At 67.1% G+C, this 15,041-nt stretch carries 21 protein-coding genes; 7 read left to right on the top strand and 14 right to left on the bottom strand.

From position 1 onward, the window contains the following. Positions 1-311: 311 nt before the first annotated feature. The 5 genes from MKK63_RS24785 to MKK63_RS24765 are packed head-to-tail and all read right to left on the bottom strand — an operon-like array spanning position 312 to position 3,067. Positions 312-1,037, bottom strand: coding sequence for a hypothetical protein (locus MKK63_RS24785; RefSeq protein WP_244006421.1), 726 nt, complete (start codon positions 1,035-1,037; stop codon positions 312-314). Then, the gene (locus MKK63_RS24780) at positions 1,030-1,968 is read right to left on the bottom strand and encodes a toprim domain-containing protein (protein ID WP_244006420.1); all 939 of its coding nucleotides are present in this window, start codon (positions 1,966-1,968) and stop codon (positions 1,030-1,032) included. The genes MKK63_RS24785 and MKK63_RS24780 overlap by 8 nt, the downstream gene beginning before the upstream one ends. Continuing rightward, a complete protein-coding gene (locus tag MKK63_RS24775; RefSeq protein WP_244006419.1) occupies positions 1,968-2,444 on the bottom strand; it encodes a hypothetical protein in 477 nt (158 codons plus the stop codon). Before MKK63_RS24775 ends, MKK63_RS24780 begins: the two co-directional genes overlap by 1 nt. Continuing rightward, complete coding sequence (locus MKK63_RS24770) at positions 2,441-2,848, bottom strand: hypothetical protein (protein ID WP_244006418.1); 408 nt, start codon at positions 2,846-2,848, stop codon at positions 2,441-2,443. Before MKK63_RS24770 ends, MKK63_RS24775 begins: the two co-directional genes overlap by 4 nt. Beyond that, complete coding sequence (locus MKK63_RS24765) at positions 2,849-3,067, bottom strand: helix-turn-helix domain-containing protein (protein WP_244006417.1); 219 nt, start codon at positions 3,065-3,067, stop codon at positions 2,849-2,851. A gap of 105 nt (positions 3,068-3,172) precedes the next feature. Between MKK63_RS24765 and MKK63_RS24760 the strand changes: the two genes are divergently transcribed. Further along, the gene (locus MKK63_RS24760; protein WP_244006415.1) at positions 3,173-4,462 is read left to right on the top strand and encodes a hypothetical protein; all 1,290 of its coding nucleotides are present in this window, start codon (positions 3,173-3,175) and stop codon (positions 4,460-4,462) included. 23 nt (positions 4,463-4,485) lie between these two features. On the opposite strand, the gene MKK63_RS24755 is transcribed toward MKK63_RS24760, so the two are convergent. The 5 genes from MKK63_RS24755 to MKK63_RS24735 are packed head-to-tail and all read right to left on the bottom strand — an operon-like array spanning position 4,486 to position 6,038. Continuing rightward, positions 4,486-4,920: a hypothetical protein gene (locus MKK63_RS24755; RefSeq protein ID WP_244006413.1), complete on the bottom strand. Its 435-nt coding sequence runs from the start codon at positions 4,918-4,920 to the stop codon at positions 4,486-4,488. Continuing rightward, positions 4,917-5,267, bottom strand: a complete 351-nt coding sequence (locus MKK63_RS24750; RefSeq protein ID WP_244006411.1) for a hypothetical protein — start codon at positions 5,265-5,267, stop codon at positions 4,917-4,919. Before MKK63_RS24750 ends, MKK63_RS24755 begins: the two co-directional genes overlap by 4 nt. Next, complete coding sequence (locus MKK63_RS24745; RefSeq protein WP_244006408.1) at positions 5,264-5,539, bottom strand: hypothetical protein; 276 nt, start codon at positions 5,537-5,539, stop codon at positions 5,264-5,266. The genes MKK63_RS24750 and MKK63_RS24745 overlap by 4 nt, the downstream gene beginning before the upstream one ends. Further along, positions 5,536-5,790, bottom strand: coding sequence for a hypothetical protein (locus MKK63_RS24740; protein WP_244006406.1), 255 nt, complete (start codon positions 5,788-5,790; stop codon positions 5,536-5,538). The genes MKK63_RS24745 and MKK63_RS24740 overlap by 4 nt, the downstream gene beginning before the upstream one ends. Before the next feature lie 2 nt (positions 5,791-5,792). Next, on the bottom strand, positions 5,793-6,038 hold the full coding sequence (locus MKK63_RS24735; RefSeq protein ID WP_279574854.1) for a helix-turn-helix transcriptional regulator: 246 nt from the start codon (positions 6,036-6,038) through the stop codon (positions 5,793-5,795). A gap of 96 nt (positions 6,039-6,134) precedes the next feature. Here MKK63_RS24735 and MKK63_RS24730 point away from each other — a divergent pair, with 96 nt between their 5' ends. From MKK63_RS24730 to MKK63_RS24715, 4 genes are all read left to right on the top strand, one after another. Continuing rightward, a complete protein-coding gene (locus MKK63_RS24730; RefSeq protein WP_244006404.1) occupies positions 6,135-6,425 on the top strand; it encodes a hypothetical protein in 291 nt (96 codons plus the stop codon). Between the two features lie 91 nt (positions 6,426-6,516). Next, positions 6,517-7,068, top strand: coding sequence for a hypothetical protein (locus MKK63_RS24725; protein ID WP_244006403.1), 552 nt, complete (start codon positions 6,517-6,519; stop codon positions 7,066-7,068). A gap of 134 nt (positions 7,069-7,202) precedes the next feature. After that, positions 7,203-9,569, top strand: a complete 2,367-nt coding sequence (locus MKK63_RS24720) for a hypothetical protein (protein ID WP_244006402.1) — start codon at positions 7,203-7,205, stop codon at positions 9,567-9,569. Continuing rightward, positions 9,557-10,054 carry a hypothetical protein gene (locus MKK63_RS24715; protein WP_244006401.1) on the top strand — a complete coding sequence of 166 codons (498 nt, stop codon included), beginning with the start codon at positions 9,557-9,559 and terminating at the stop codon, positions 10,052-10,054. Before MKK63_RS24720 ends, MKK63_RS24715 begins: the two co-directional genes overlap by 13 nt. Here the strand turns inward: MKK63_RS24715 and MKK63_RS24710 are convergent. The 4 genes from MKK63_RS24710 to MKK63_RS24695 form a co-directional block, all read right to left on the bottom strand. Next, on the bottom strand, positions 10,046-10,465 hold the full coding sequence (locus MKK63_RS24710) for a helix-turn-helix domain-containing protein (RefSeq protein WP_244006400.1): 420 nt from the start codon (positions 10,463-10,465) through the stop codon (positions 10,046-10,048). The two genes, MKK63_RS24715 and MKK63_RS24710, sit on opposite strands and share 9 nt — an antisense overlap. A gap of 409 nt (positions 10,466-10,874) precedes the next feature. Further along, positions 10,875-12,035, bottom strand: coding sequence for a YihY/virulence factor BrkB family protein (locus tag MKK63_RS24705; RefSeq protein ID WP_244006398.1), 1,161 nt, complete (start codon positions 12,033-12,035; stop codon positions 10,875-10,877). Between the two features lie 115 nt (positions 12,036-12,150). Next, entirely contained in the window at positions 12,151-12,477 is a 327-nt protein-coding gene (locus tag MKK63_RS24700) for an HU family DNA-binding protein (RefSeq protein ID WP_244006397.1), read from the bottom strand. Between the two features lie 149 nt (positions 12,478-12,626). Beyond that, positions 12,627-12,893: a hypothetical protein gene (locus MKK63_RS24695; RefSeq protein WP_244006396.1), complete on the bottom strand. Its 267-nt coding sequence runs from the start codon at positions 12,891-12,893 to the stop codon at positions 12,627-12,629. Between the two features lie 340 nt (positions 12,894-13,233). Between MKK63_RS24695 and MKK63_RS32300 the strand changes: the two genes are divergently transcribed. Both MKK63_RS32300 and MKK63_RS24685 read left to right on the top strand, forming a co-directional pair. After that, a complete protein-coding gene (locus tag MKK63_RS32300; protein ID WP_244006395.1) occupies positions 13,234-14,073 on the top strand; it encodes a GntR family transcriptional regulator in 840 nt (279 codons plus the stop codon). Positions 14,074-14,077: 4 nt separating this feature from the next. Then, the gene (locus tag MKK63_RS24685; protein WP_244006394.1) at positions 14,078-15,016 is read left to right on the top strand and encodes a nucleotidyltransferase domain-containing protein; all 939 of its coding nucleotides are present in this window, start codon (positions 14,078-14,080) and stop codon (positions 15,014-15,016) included. Positions 15,017-15,041 lie beyond the last annotated feature (25 nt).

The following is a 15,041-nucleotide window of genomic DNA, read 5'->3' as shown; positions in this document are numbered from 1 at the left end:
CCGTCACACGTCACGAGCACGGATCGAGGATCAACCTCTCGCCCCACGATCCGACGGACCGGATTACGAAGCTCGCACCCGTCACCTTCGATCCGGCAGCCACCTGCGCGCTCTTTGATGTGTAAAGGGCGGACCAATTCCAGGCCACCACCGATCCCCACGATCCCGAGACGGGCGAGATCCTACCGGCTTTAGCCTCATGGTCGGCGATAAACGATGAAGGGGCCCGATCGGGCCCCTTCATCGTTCAAGCTGCGGCCGCCATTGGCCTGGTTTTACTCCGCCACAGCGGCCTGGAATTGGTCCGCCCTTTACACATCAAAGAGCGCGCAGGTGGCTGCCGGATCGAAGGTGACGGGTGCGAGCTTCGTAATCCGGTCCGTCGGATCGTGGGGCGAGAGGTTGATCCTCGATCCGCGCTCGTGACGTGTGACGGTGAGCGTCCCGTTGAGGACGTTGATCCGCATCGGGTCCGCGTCGAACTCGGTCGGCTTCACCTCCATGTATGGGGCCGCACGTTTGGCGATAACACTGAGGCGCGATGCGCTCTCCGACGTTCGGCCCCATGCGGCCAGCTTGGTCGACAACATCTCCGTGTCGCCGGGCTTCTTGCCCGCGGAGACCGGCACGTCGCGGTCCGTATCCCTGATCGCCGCGGCCTCATCCTGGATGCCACGCGCCGTCTCATGCTCGGCCTTTAACACGAGGCCTTCGGCACCGTCGGTCGTCCAGCGACGCCCATCCCATGCGAACCAGCCGATCGGCTGGCACCACAAGAACCGCCCCTGGAACCGTGCGACGAAGCGCTCGGCATTGCCGAGATCGGTTAACGGGAAGAAGGCGAGTTTTCGGTCGAGCTGCGCTTTCGACGGCGATTTGGGTTTGCGATTGCGACCGCCGGCCTCGGCGAGCCCCAATACCGAACGGAAGCGCGAGTTCGACGCTGGGCCGATCGGCGCCTCGCCATGTTCCGCGGCAACCGTATGGCCGGGGGGCAAGCGCTCGATGACGACGGTACGAGCCGCGGCGTCAGGCATGCAGACGCTCCCGGAACACGTCGTTCAGATCTGAGCGTTCGAGGAGCGGCTTGACGAGGAAGGCTTCCGCGCCGGCGTTGCGCCACCGTCCCGCACAAGCCTCCGATGCAGACATGCCGGCTGGGTCGTGATCGACGGCAAGCCACAGGCTCTCGATGCCGGTGAGCACCGGCAGGCGCTCGACGCCGTTGGCCGAGATGAGCGACCACACCGGCGAGGCACCGAACTCGGATAGGCGGCGCAGGCTGAGGGCGCTTTCGATGCCCTCCCCGATCCCAAGGCAGAGCGTCACCTCCTCGTCCGGTGTGAGCTTGATCGCGGCGCCCGAGACCGGCCCGAGGGTGAGGCGGTCGTAGCCTCCGATTTCGGCCTTGCGCCCATCGAGCGTCAGCGCGGTACGGTGGATCGCGCGGGGCTCGTTCGTGCGGATGTCGCGCACCAGGGCGACCATGGCGGGCGTGCGGTGCGGACCGAAGGGGCAGGACGGGTGATAGCGGATCGCGCGGCCGAGACCCTCGAAGAGCTGGAGGCCGCGCTCGCGCACGAGGTAAGCCTCGACGGGCGAACTCCAGAGTGTGTCCGCCTCGCGGTAGATCTCCAGGCCGCGGGTGGTGCGCTCAGTCTCGCCCGGGTCAGGTGTGCGAGCCTGAGACACGTCGCGCTGCGGACGCGTCAGTGCGGTCGAGCCCCGCAGGCTACCTCGATCTCGGCGGATCAGGCCCGCCCGCTCCAGTTGCTCCAGCACGAAGTCGCGGAGGGCGAGATCGTCGTCGCCCGCCAGGCTGTGCACGAAGATGTCGAAGGGCATGTTCCGGCTGGGTAGGACGCGGCCGGAGTCGTCACGCTTCGAGTGCCCCGGGGCCGCGAAGCTTACCCCTCCCGAGATCACCCTCCCGTTCGGGAGCGCCTGGGCGATGCTCCTCGGATTCATCAGGCGTTTCCGGCGATCGGCGTGACGAGGAGAATTGGCGTCCGGGGCGCGGCGGCCTTGAAGGTCTCCAGCCACGCGCCTTCCTGTTCTGGGCGGGTCTCTACGAGGAGGGCGCCGAACCCCACGGACGCGAGCGCGGCCACCGCGGCATAGGCGCGAGGCTCGATGTCGGAAGCCACGATGACGATGCTGCGCACCTGCGCGGCCAACCGGCGGATCGACCGCTTGTGAAAGCCCCGTGGACCGAGCGCGCAGTCGGTATCGTCCCCGATCAAGGCGACGAATCCTCCGGTGCCCTCGATGCCGAAGCGACCGCCGCGCTGGTGCACCATCAGGAGGCTGATGCCTGGATCCAGCATCGCCGAGTAGAGCGGGCGAAGGTGTTCGCGTCCTGTCCGGGACAGCTCTTCCAGCGTCGCGCGGGGGACGGTTCCACGGGCATCGATGCCGCCGAGGAGGGGATCCGGCCGGATCATTGGAGCGTCCTAGGGCTCGGGGTGGTGGGAGACGGCACGACCTCGGACGAGGCGTCGTCGAGGGGCGGGAGCTGGGCGGGGTCGCAGGTCAGCGTATCGAGGCAAGCGACGCAGCGGGTCAGGCCAGCGCGCATCCGCTCGACGTCGGCGCGACGCAGCCGGACGGTCTCGCCGTCGGCGAGATCGAGCTCCTCCGCGAGCCAGTCGGCGAGGGAGAGCAGCCAAGTGGTGCTACCGACGAGGACTTCGGCATCGGTGAGCGCGTCGGCTGCGGCGCAGTGAGCTTGGTCGGGTCCGGTCGTGGTATGAGGGTCAACACGTGAAGCCGCCCGGTTGTCGGCTCCCGCGTCAGGCCTGGCTTCCGCGCCCCCGCGCGGTCGCTGGGCCGCCCTTCGGCGGCTCACTCAGGCCGCGTTGGCACTGAGGGCAGCGTCATCAAGCATCAGCATCCTGCGGATCTGTGCCGTCGGAATGATGATCCGCTTCCCGATGCGAGTGCTTCGAATATCGCCCCGTTCGATTGCCCGAATAACTCCGGGACCAGACATGCCGAGCATTTCAGCGGCCTGGGCGACGGAGCAAGCCGGCTTGCTAAGCCACTCCTTGGTCTGAGCATCGAGCATTAGAGCCCCTAGACGTGTACGTGTGTACGTTCCGTATGGCAGCTTGCCTGAGGGCTGGCAACACCGTACGTGTACGTGTGTGCGATAATTTTCTGAGTGTCCGAAATGACCGAGAGCGATCCTCCGGTGCGACGTGGCCGGCCTCGCGCCTCCGAGGAAACCAAGCGACGGCAAACCATCACATTCAGGGTGAGAGAGGACCTGCGTGCCGCGGTCGAAGAGGTCGCAGAGGCGAACCGACGGACATTGAGTGAGCAGGTGGAGTATTACGTTGATGCCGCCTTGTGTACCGAGGCAAAATTTATGTACGAGTATTCTCCAAAGGCGATTTCTCCTACAATGTTGCGTTGTCTTGATAGTTGGAATGCCTCGGACAAAAACGCTAACGTGGAATTTTCATCAAGCCACCAGTACACTGTGATAGTACCGAATAAGCAACATATTCAGGCATCCAACGAGACTTCCATAGTCCCATGGGTTCGGGAACCCGGGGGACATCATCATGCCATTGAAATGGCGAAATCACTTATCGACGGTATGGTGCGCGGTGCACTTGAAAGCTTCGAAATGACGTTGGGTCATGATGTCGTTGCTGAACTTCAGGCAGACTTTCACATCGGCGGGAGTCAAATAAACGTTAAGCTGAACCGCACCTATCAAGATTTGGAAATGAGGTGCAGAGCGGCAGAAAGCACAATCGAGCATCTACAGTTCCAGATTGATAGATATCGCAAGATGATTGCAGGCCCGGGCTCTATAGATGGAGATTTCGAACGCACGCCTCGTGGGCCGGTCTTAAATTCTACCGCATCTGAGAGTGCGATCTCGAAATCCGCTGCGGATGTGAAGCCTGCTGCAGTTCATAAGGATCCAATTATTCAGTCGATCTGGGTTGAGTACGAGCGGTCATCTAATCGACCAGTCCCAGACGGTGCACGTCGTACGTTGTCATCGGCGGCCATGGCGAGGCGGAGAATTAAGTCTGGTGACCTCGCGGAGCTGCCGCCCAGCCATGACGCAATGGGTGACTACTTTGCACAGCTCCGCCGGGACCACAGTCATGACTTCTCGACCGCGGCACTTCGCAGGGTGATAGGCCGGCTCGGTGAGGACGTGCTTCAGCTGGTCCCGAAGTTTGCTCCTGGCTGGCCTCAGCAGTTCGCGGACTTGCCGGCCGATACCCGGTCGGCGCTGATTGGTCACCTGCAGCACGACGCGGCATCCATCTACCAAACGCTCATGTCGCCTAAGAGCCCGCGTGGAGAGGCTTTGACCGCTTTCCGACGCATGCGGAATGCCCTGCCGCCCCGCGAGCTGGCGGACGACGATGCCGACGAGGGGCCGGACGAGGATTTCGGCGACGTCGAAGAACCGCGAGCCAAGGCGCGGCGGTGACCAGCCTGTCCTCGCGGTGTGGATCAGAACGGCATCTCGTCCCGGCTCATCTCAGAACCTGGGTCGATGCCTGTCTCGTGCAGCAAGTCGCTGGCGGTGCGCTCGGCGGCGGTGTTGCCGCCCCGGGAGGCCTGAGGAGTACCGGACTCGCGGTATCGCTGGGCGGTCCGTGAGCCGGCCGAGACCGGCAAATTTGCCGGTCTGGCGCCGCGCCGGGCGTAGCGATCGCCGCACGGGCGGTCCGCGGCGCCAGAGGAGGGGCCGTCACGACCCTCCCTCGGCTCCGGCTCCTCCAGAAGCACGGACCAGCGCGCCACTTCCTTGCCGGTGCATTCGGCCCGGTCGTCGCGCAGCATCACCACCCGGGCTTTGCCGAGGTAGCCCGAGAAGTACGTGTTCCCCGTCCGCTCGGACCGGTATTCGCGCAGCTCGGTCAGCTTGACCCTTGGTGCGTTCACTGGAGCTTCTCCCCAACCCGCAGGCCTGAAACCCGAAGCAGCTCCGTCATCATCTGACGGTACCGGCTTTCCATGGCTGCCCAGATCGCCTGCCAGTTCTCTCCGTCCGGATCGGCGCCCTGGGCCACGACGATGTCGCGCGAGCCGATTTCCATGCGCTCCAACGCGCGCTCGGTCGCGGCCTCGACGTCCGCCATGGTCCAGCCCGACCGGGACGTGATGACCCGGAAGTTCGCCTCGGCCATCTGCGCGGCGAGCTGCTGGCCGAGCGACATGAACGCTTCGAGCTCCTGCTCAGTCACGCCCTCGTCCGCCGGATCCGGCCGCTCGCCGTTCTGATCACTCATGGGGCCAGATGCTCTCGGAGCCGCTCCTCGAAATCCTCGCCCGCGCCGCCGATGCCGAGCCACGCCAGCGCGGCCCCGCGGGTCTCGAAAGCATGGCTCTGCGCCGTGAAGGGCGCGGGTCGATCGGCCGGCGGCATCTCGTCGAGCAGCTCGACCAGCCATTTCCGCGTCACGCCGCTGCGGTCGACCTCGCGTGCTAGGGCGGCGACGAGGGCGCCGTCGAGGAGAACGTCGTAGGAGCCGGCGGCGAGCTGTTCGAGGGTGTAGGTCACGGGTGGTCCTCTTGAGGCGTCGCCTCGTGCGGCGCGTCGCTTTTCTGCTCCGACCAGAGGACCTGTCCGTCCGCATCGGTGAGCGTCGCGGAACACAGGGAACCATCCGGCATATCAGACCGGTAGAACTGTGCGAGTTTCACAGCCTCGTCCTTGGTTTCCGTGGCGATGGTCACCGTCTGCCGCGTGGTGCCAGTGTCCGAGCCGGCCAAGCGTAGGAGGAAGGTGAGGCGGTAGGCCTGCGTCGCCATGGCTACGCCTTGCGCTCGCGGAACCGGATCCCGGCTCCTCCGCCGTTTTCGGGAATGAATTCCAGGCCGGCGGCTTCCAGCACCTGAACGATAGCTGCCATCGTCTGCACGTTCGCGGAGATTGGGCCGACCGTTCTTTCAAGACGCTTGATCGTATCGACCGACACCCCGGCCTTCTGCGCGAGTTCGGACTGTTCGATCCGCGCCATCGCCCGGGCGCCTCGAAGTTGCTCCCCGGTCACCACCATATTACACCTATAGCTGATTAATTCCACTTATGGCTTGACGCCTTATGGGGCTTCACCTAACTATAGGTGTAACGAAGCCGCCGCAAGTGGTGTCTGATGTCCCACCGCACCGTCTCCTGGAACCGCATCTCCCGCTCGCTGCACGACAGCCGCCCGCAGATCCCCGCCGGCCTGCTCTCGGCCCGCGCCTTCATCCAGTTCAACGTCGCCAAGCGCCCCCTCGTCGTCTCCGGCCAGTATGACCGCGCCGCCATCATGGCCGCTGCCTGCCGCGCCGCGCCCGGCATCATGGAGCGCTGCGGCGTCTCCCGCCGCGAGGCGATGTCATCCGCTCTGAAGGCCGCTTGGCAGGTCGCCAAGGCCGCCCACCGCGCCGCCGCTCACTGACCTCCTGACCGCGCCGCGCTGATCGGCGTCGCACCGGTCCTCCCCCTTCACCGCCGTCCCACCGCCACGAGCCCCATCAGGAGCGCGAACCATGACGCACGCCCGCATCCCCGATTTCACGCCCGCCCCCGGCGCTGTCCGCGTCGTGGCGTCCGATCCGATCCTCGCGGCGATCCAGACGCACGCCGAGGCCTGGTCCGTGTTCCAGGTCGCGCCGGGCGGCGTCGCCTCCGAGCGTGCCGAGACCGCGATGCAAGAGGCGCTCGAGCATTTGCTGGCGACGCCGTGCGGCTCCCGGTTCGGGGCGCTCGCACTGGTCCGGCACCTGCGCTGGTACGCGCGAGAGGAGGCCGTGACCGCGGACGCGGAGGACTTCTTCGGGCGCCTCGTCCTGATGCGTGAGGCGGACCTGTCGCGGTTCGCCGGATCCGACTTGCTGCCAGACATGCTGCCCGTGGCCGCGCCGCTCGGGCGTCTCGCGCCGGCGGCCGAGCGCCGTGCCCCGCCCTGTCGGACGGTGGCGCCGCGCGAGTTCGTGCGCCGTCGCCTCCTGCGGGCCTCCGGTCTCGCCGGCGAAGCCCTGGCCGCAATCGCGATCATCGGCGGCGGGGCGGTTCTGACCGGTCTCGCGACTCTGCTCTGAGGCGTGCAGCCGTACATCCGCAATGCCATGAATCCCGCTTGCTAGCAGTCTGGCAGACTGGCTTGCCGCGTAGCCTGACAACCGTCTCGCGCGAGATGGTCCCGACCTGCCAGCCCTCCAGCCGAAAGCCCGCGATGAAGAACGAAACGCCTCCATTCCCCGCCGGCCTGGCTCAGCCGGCACCGCTCCGTCAGGACCGTTTGGCCGAGCCGACGCCGCTCGGGTTCGGTCACGCCCTGACGCCCGATCCGGTCGACGCCGCGATCGAACGCCACCGCATTGCCCGCGAGGAGCTGCAGCGTGCTTCCTGCGGAGTCGACGCTGCGATGACGGCCTCGAAGCAGGCGGAGGCCGAGGCCGATGCCGTGTTCTCGGCTGCGTCGAACGCCGATGGTGCGGCCTGGGCGGACCTGATCGCCACGCGTCCCAGCGACGTCTCGGGTGCGGTGCGGCTGCTGCGGTACGTCTCGGGCTCGCCGGCCTCGGAGGTCGTCGAGGATCCGCAGGACCTGTTGAGGCAGCTCGCGGCGGTCGTCGAAGCGGCGGAGGCGGGTAGCGGGTGTGGTTGCCTCTCGGCGGGCCCTCACCCGCTGAGCGGGACCGCGGCCAATCTGGACAGGACGGTCGCCGCGCTTGGCGGGCTCGCCGGTATGGTAGAGCCGGATCCCGCGCTCGCCGTGGTGGCCGAGTTCCGGGCCTCCTGGGACGCGCTCGCCGCGGCCATCGAAGATGCCGGTGGGGTGGGCGTGCCGGATGTGGATCCCGCGATCGAGGACCGCGAGGGCGAGGCTTACGAGCGGCTCAAGACCGTGCGCCCCACGACCCCAGAAGGGTTCCGCGCCCTGGCTGAAGCCTGGGCGATGGTGCTCGACGGCGAGCGTGGGGGCGAACCCGGCCTGCAGCACGCCGATCACGCCGCCGACTCCCTCATCGCTGGAGCAGAGGCGTGCGTGCCGACCGGCCCCGTCGATTGGACTGCGCCGCCGCCGGGTTTCATGGCCTCGCCTGCGATCAGGCCATTCGGCTTCGTCATCGTCGAGGAGGGGATCCGGATCGAGCTGGAGCGCCTGCACGGCATCGCACTGGCCGAGTTCTCGCGCCTGTTCGGGCCTGAGACCACGGCCGAAGGCGTCGAGCAGTTTCGCCGAGAGTTGCGCCTCGACGCGCTGGAGAGGGCCGTGCGTGGGGAAGGTGGGTTCGCCGTCAGCACCGGCCGTGCCTCGCCCTCTACGTTTCAGGAGTGGCAGGCCGAGGCCGCGCGGCACCCAGGCTTCGTGCCGTTCCCGGCCCATGCCCCACGCATCCTGATGGCGCTCGACGAGGCGATCCAGCGCGAGGCCGGGCGTCTCCTCGAACTGGCGGAGGCAGAGGTCGAGCGCAGCCGTCTCGCCCACACCGACAATACCGACCCGACCCTCTGGCCGCGCGTCGAGCGGGACATGCGCTGCGAGATGCGGATGGATGCGCTGGCGCTAGTAGCGGCCCCCCTTCCCGACGGCGACGGGGCACCGGATCCCGTGCTCGCCGCCATCGCCGCGAGCCGCCGCGCCGAGGCGGAGACAGATGCGTTCGAGGAAGCCATGAAGGGGGATAAGCCAGCAGATTGGTCAGGTCGCGAAGATGCGCTGACCAAGATCCAGCAGGCCACCCGTGAAGCGGTCTGGCGTACCGTGCCGACCACCCAAGCCGGCCGCCTCGCGCTCGTCGATTACGCGCGGTTCCAGGTGAGGCTGCATACCGGCGAGACCGGGATCATCGACAGCGCCCCCGACTTGTTCGAGGAGGTCCTCGCGCCGATCGCGGCGGCCATCGCGGCCGAACGGCCAGAGGTCGTGCAGCACGCCGACGCCACGCTGCTCGCTCTCGGGGCCGAGTTCATGGCGGCGTGGGTCGAGGAGGCACGCGCCGGCACGTCGGAGGCCTACAACGCGGTCAGCGCGGTGGCGGCACGGATCGCGGTGGCGCGGGCCGAGACGGTCGCGGGCTACGGCATCAAGGCGCTGCTGGTGGCGCGACTGTTTGGCGAGGGTTCGTCGCCGCTGACACCCGAGGCCGCGCCGCCGTGCGGGCCGGTATACAGCGTGTGGCGCATGCTCCGGCAGGTGCAGGAGGGCGCGGCGCGGCTTGCTGGGGTGGGCGTCGAGGCGTCAGTCACCGATGGGGAGCATGACCTCGCTGGCCTCCCACTCGTGCAGCTCGCCCGTTTGTACGAGGCCCTGGAGCCCTTCGAGGATCTGATTGGGCGCGCCGAGAACGCCGCGTGCTTCTGGGACAAGATGCGGACGGAACGCACGGCTGCCGGCGACATCATCTATCGGGAGAGCGAGCGCATTGGGCGCGTCACGCGTGCCATCGCCGAGGAGATCGAGCGGCGCCAGCCCGCGGACTGTGACGAACGAGACGAGCGGCTGGGGATCCTCGTCCGGCGGGCGGCCTCGCTCGGCGGCCTCACCACCGATCAGGCGCTGCTGACGGAGGCTCTGGCGTCGTGTGCGAGCTGATGGACACGCCGACACGTCCCCTGCCGAGCCTGCCCGCGCTGTTGCGCGGGCTGGTGTTCCTGGCCCAGATGCGGGCCTCGGAGCGGCGGTTCCGGCGACATGCTCGGGCGCGCCAGCACCACCAGATCGCGACCGCGCGGCATCTCGAAGGGATGGCGGCGGAATTGCAGTTTCGAGTTCGGTTGTGCGACCAGAGGATGCGCATCCGTGGGATCTGCAGCGAGATGGTCGACAGACGCATGGATGGCGACAGCGAAGGTCAGATCGATCTCACGGCTGACGACGATGGGGCGCAGTCCACCCTGGACTTATTTGCCGGCCAAGCGCTGGCGCTGTGGGATCTACTCGGCGATCTGGATCTAGCGAGCGCAGCAAAGCTGCGTCCTAAGCTGCGGATCCTGCTCGAGGAGATGGGCCGGATCATCGCTTCGGAGATGGTGATGGACCCGGCTGAGCCTGGCTCCGAGGGAGGTAATCTACACTGATCCCGTCGGTGCCTTTTCGACATTCGCCAGCTGGATCTTAGCCGCAGCCCTCACGATCGAGAGAACGTTTTCGCGCATGATCTCATCGGTGATGCTCGTGAAAGCTGTGATCAACTGCATGACCTGCGGATCGTCGTAGAACGTCCGAATGTTGCTGCCGTCGGCACCCTCAACCAACCGGTCGGCGAAGAACGTCTCAACCGGTACCTTCAGCAGATCAGCTATGGTCTGCAGCCGTCCGGCGCTAATGCGGTTGCGGCCCTTCTCGTACTTCTGCACCTGCTGGAAGCTGACCCCGATGGCATCGCCCAGCGCGGTCTGACTGAGACCTCGCGCGATCCGGAGTTCCGTGACACGGCCGCCGATCGTGCGATCGGCTTCAGTGGTCGATTTCGGCGCTTTCGTCGTCATCTTGAAGATAGCCTCAGAGTGCGACGGGTCCGGGGCGGTCGCTGCGTACACGCGGTTCGTGACGCATCTAAGGATTGTACACGAGTATACCGTGCAACCGCCATCGCAGCGGAGTAACACGACCTTGGGATGTGAAATGCCAAGGTGACATTCCTGTGATTGCGGGCGTCTCAGTGGCTATAGGAACGCGATGCCCCGCCGGTCCTGCCAGAACCCCAACAACTGCCATGCCGCTGGCCGCGGCGGTCCTTGCCGAACCTGCGATGCGGATGCAATCGCACGCCGCGCCGTCCTGCTCCGCGAGCGTATCCTTGCAAACCGGGCTGCGGGGCGCTCGCCATATGCTCAACGCCCGGCTCAGGACATGACCCAAGAACGTGGGTCCAGCTCCGAGCTCTGAGGGCAGCAGCTACTCCGAAGCCGCTCCGACGTTGTCGGCCATCTTCGCACCCCGGGTTCCCAAGGGCTGGGGCTCGCCCACCGTGGTGTCCTCGGCCGTCTGATGCTCCATCTCAGCGTTCACCTGCGCACCCAGCAGCACGATCGTCGTCGAGATCCAGATCCAGGTCATGAACCCGATCGCAGCGCCGAGCGAGCCGTAGGTCTTGTTGTAGCTGCCGAAGTGGGCGACGTACCACGAGAACAGCAGCGAGCCCCCAAGCCAAAGCACCGCCGCTACGGCACTCCCGCCAGTGACCCAGTGCCAGCGTGGCGCATCTCGGCTCGGTGCATAGCGGTACAGCACCGCCAAGCCGCCGAGCACGGCGAGAAGGAGCACGGGCCAGCGCAGCAGGGCCAGCCACCATACGTCCTTGCCGATACCGATGAACTCGAACACGACCGGCAGCACCACGACCGCGACGAGCGCCAGGATCAGGAACAGCAGCGCGCCCGCGGTGAAGGCGAGCGACACAAGGTTGAGCACAACGAAGTTCCGCTTCTCACGCTCGTTGTAGACGAGGTTGAGCGCGTCGAAGATGTGCTTCATGCCACCGTTGGCGCTCCACACCGACAGGGCGACGCTTAGGAGTAGGCTCAGGCCGAGCGTCGCATTGCCCTTATCGTTGAGGTTCTTGACCTGGTCGCTGAGGATGTCGAGCGCGCCCTGGGGCATGATCCCCTGCAGGCTGGCGAGCTGGTCGTTGATGGTCGAGGCATCCGCCACGAGGCCGTAGACGGACACCAAAGCGGCTATCGCGGGGAAGATCGCCAGCAGCGCGAAGAAGGTGACGCCGGCCGACACCAGCATGATCCGGTTCTCGCCGACGTCCCGGTAGGTGCGCAGCACGATGTCCTTCCAGCCTTTGGCCGGTATCTCGGTGGGCTTCGACGCCTGGCGGCCGCGGTCGGCTTGACTGCGCGCCACCTCGTGGGCTTCGCGGCCGGAATGAGAGGGCGACGTTTGCCGCGCATTGCCCTCGCCCTCGGCGCTGCTGGGTCTGGCCGTGGTGGAGCGGCGCGGAAGCGCTACGAGGCCGAGGAGGGCGGTGGCGAGCGCCAGCGTCCAGACCGTCGAGGCTTGTCCCCCCGGTTCGCGGGATGGTTCGGGGTTCGAGGGGAGAGGGGCCATGGCCGGGTCGCTGCCTCGCGGACGGATGCCGAAGATCGCCGCCAAAACGATGCGCCGTCAAACTACTTTGCGGAAAATGCTGCGATATTTCTAAGATTGAGGCTGCGTTAAGCGGTTAAGAGGCCCGCAGCTGACGCTCGGTCTCGCGCTCCTGCTCCGCCGGCATAAGGTTCAACCGCACGCGCATGGCCTTGCCCGGCCGGAACTGGATGCTCTGCTTGGCCGCCACGGCGACGACCTCGCCCGTTCGCGGATTGCGGCCGGCATAGGCGCACGTCTCCTTCGTCGCGAACGAGCCGAAGTCGCGCAGCTCCACGCGGTCACCGTCCACCAGGGCGGTGGCGATCCGGTTGAGGATGGCGTCGACCACCGCCTCGACGTCTTTGGCGTAGAGGCGTGGGTTCTGCGCTGCGATGCGGGCGACGAGCTCAGACCGGATCATACGCTATCGATGCCGGCTCGTTCACCGGACCGCAACCGCGCCATGGCATGTCCAGTTACGGGCCGCGTCGCGTATAGGCCCGCGTCGGTGAGGTCGGTCGCTCCCCCGCCCGTGGCTTGCGGTCCACGCGGGGTCGAGCGGCCGACGGATCACGGCGGGGTTGGGTGCGCCGCCATGACGATCGCCGCGACCGCTGTCCGAAACGTCTTCTCCTGCGGGCCGGCGCGGTTCGCGACCTCCGCGGGGCTGATCGACGAGGCCACGAGCGCAGCGACGTCGAGGCTGTGACCATTGGCGAAGCGGTAGGGCCCGGCCGCGGGGTCCCGCATGTACAGGTCAATCGCCGCGACGATCTCGTGGCTGCTGATGCGGCCGGACCTGCGCAGGTCGGCGACGGTCGAGAGTCTGCCGTGCATGGTCGCGCTGATCATTCCCTGACGTTGACTTAACCGTGCTGCCCGGCCGACATGCCATGTCCGGCTGGCGCGCACCCTGTGCGAGTCGCCGGTGTCACCAGGAGCACCGACCGCCGCAGTAGGACCCTGAAAAGCCAAAGGCCCCACCCCGGCAAGGGTGAGGCCTTCGAAATCGAGATGGCCTGTGAGGCCCGTTCACATTCCTCACAAGCCATGAACCGCCCTCGGGCGTCAAGCTGGAACCCCTGTTCCGGCAACGATACCGGCTTGTCTTGAACGGAGCGCACAGCCTGCGCCGCCGATCGTCCCCCTGTGGCCCTGTGGAAAAGGGCCGAGACACGTGTTCGCAGACGAGATCCGCCGCGCGATCGAAGCGGCCGACCGAATCACCTTGCCTCAGGTGACGGTCGCGCTGTGGCGCGCGTTCGGGGACGGGAAGGTTTCGGAGCCCGAGGCCGAGGCGCTGTCCGAGCTGATCGAGGCGCGCACGCTATCTGCGGATTGCCGCCGATCCGGACAGAGCCCGAACGGGCCAGCAACTGCCACACCCCAAACAGGGGACGAAGTCGAGAACGCATCAAGACCCACAGGGGCTCGCAGGAGGCTCAGCGTCGGCTCGCGCCCGCGCACGGATGCCTCGATGGAGCGCCGTCGCCGCTGGGCCGCCTCAGGGCGGCTGCCGCCGGGGCTCGCCGCCCGGTTCACGCTGGCCGAGCAGGCGGTCCTCGCCCTGGTGGCGGCCGAGACCGTGCGCCGGAAGGATTGCAGGCTCGCCGTCGGCCAGCTCGCGGCGATCGTCGGTGTGGCCGAGACCACCGTGCGCAACGCCATCCGCGAGGCCGTGAAGCTCGGGCTTGTGACCGTCGAGGAACGGCGCGTGACCGGCTTCCGCAACGATACGAACATCGTGCGCATCGTGTCGGCCGAGTGGACGGCCTGGCTGCGGCTGGCGCGAAAGGGGTCGGTGTTGAACACCCACCCCTCCCCGAACGCCCGCCTCTCCCCGCAGGAGGGGAGAGGGTGCAAATTCCCGCGGGGCACGCCTACTGAAGTTCTAGATCTGCTGGAATCGGGGACAACGGAACCGAAGAAGGGCTGCCGAGGGGCAGCGGGCGACCTCGACCGAAGCGCTCGCACAGGAATCCGCGCGGGTCGTAGTGCGGGCCGAGCCATGAGGTGAGGGCATGCTGCCGGACGATAAACCGAACGCGCCGATGACGCCCCGGGAGTACGTCGAGACGATCGTGCTGCCGACGCTGCGCGAGCTGCTGGCTGCGCGCGATGATCGTCGGCGCGCCTACCTCGCGTGCCTCGTGGTCTGCCACGTCGCCGATTCCCTTGGGCTGGCCGAGGCTGGGCGCGAGCCAGGATTCGCGGAGATGCAGGGGCGGACGCGCAAGCGCGCAGTCGATACTGCGACAGAGGTTGTCCAGGCCGAGGCCGGCCGCCGGTGTACCGAGATCTGGACGGTGGTGCACGGCTTCGCCAACGGCACCAAGCACCCGGCCCGCCTGCCGCTCCTGCCCGGCACGGAGGAATCGGTGCCAGCATTCGCGCTCGACACACCCGGGGCAGGCTTCGACGGAGGACGCTTGGACGTTCCGGGTCTCGCGGTTCACACCGACGCCGAGGTGCTATTCCTCGACGCCTGCGCGCAGCAGGTGCTCGCCGCGTTCGTGTGCGCGTACCCGCAGCACCTCGGTGGAATCGCCCTGTCGTCCTTCATGGATCCGGGCCTGCCGATCCTCGGACTCGACGTCGAGCGGGCGTGGCTTCCAGCGCTCGCGGCATGGGCCGCCGGCCGCCCCAAGGTCGCGGAGGTCTGGCTGTTCGGCAGCCGCGCGAAGGGTACAGCCCGACCGGACAGCGACGTGGATCTCGGCCTCGTGCTGGTGCCCGGCGAACCGGGGCACGACTGGCCGGAGGGCAATTACCAGGCGCTCGGTGATCGCTGGCAGGCCGAGCTCATCGCTCTCATGGGCCGGCACGTCAGCCTCGTGGCGTTCGGCCGACCTGGTGAACCGCAGGACGACGACATCGCTGCGGCGCGAGCGCCTGCGATCCTGCTGTGGACGAGGCCGGCGCCGACGACCGCGGACCCAGCATCCTTGTCGACGCGGTAACTATGCCGGTTCTACCAGCCGCGTC

The organism is Methylobacterium sp. J-088 (assembly GCF_022829295.1).
In the GTDB taxonomy this organism is placed as follows: Bacteria; Pseudomonadota; Alphaproteobacteria; order Rhizobiales; family Beijerinckiaceae; genus Methylobacterium.
Note: the sequence above shows the minus strand (reverse complement) of the source record. Positions and strands in the feature narration are given on the sequence as shown.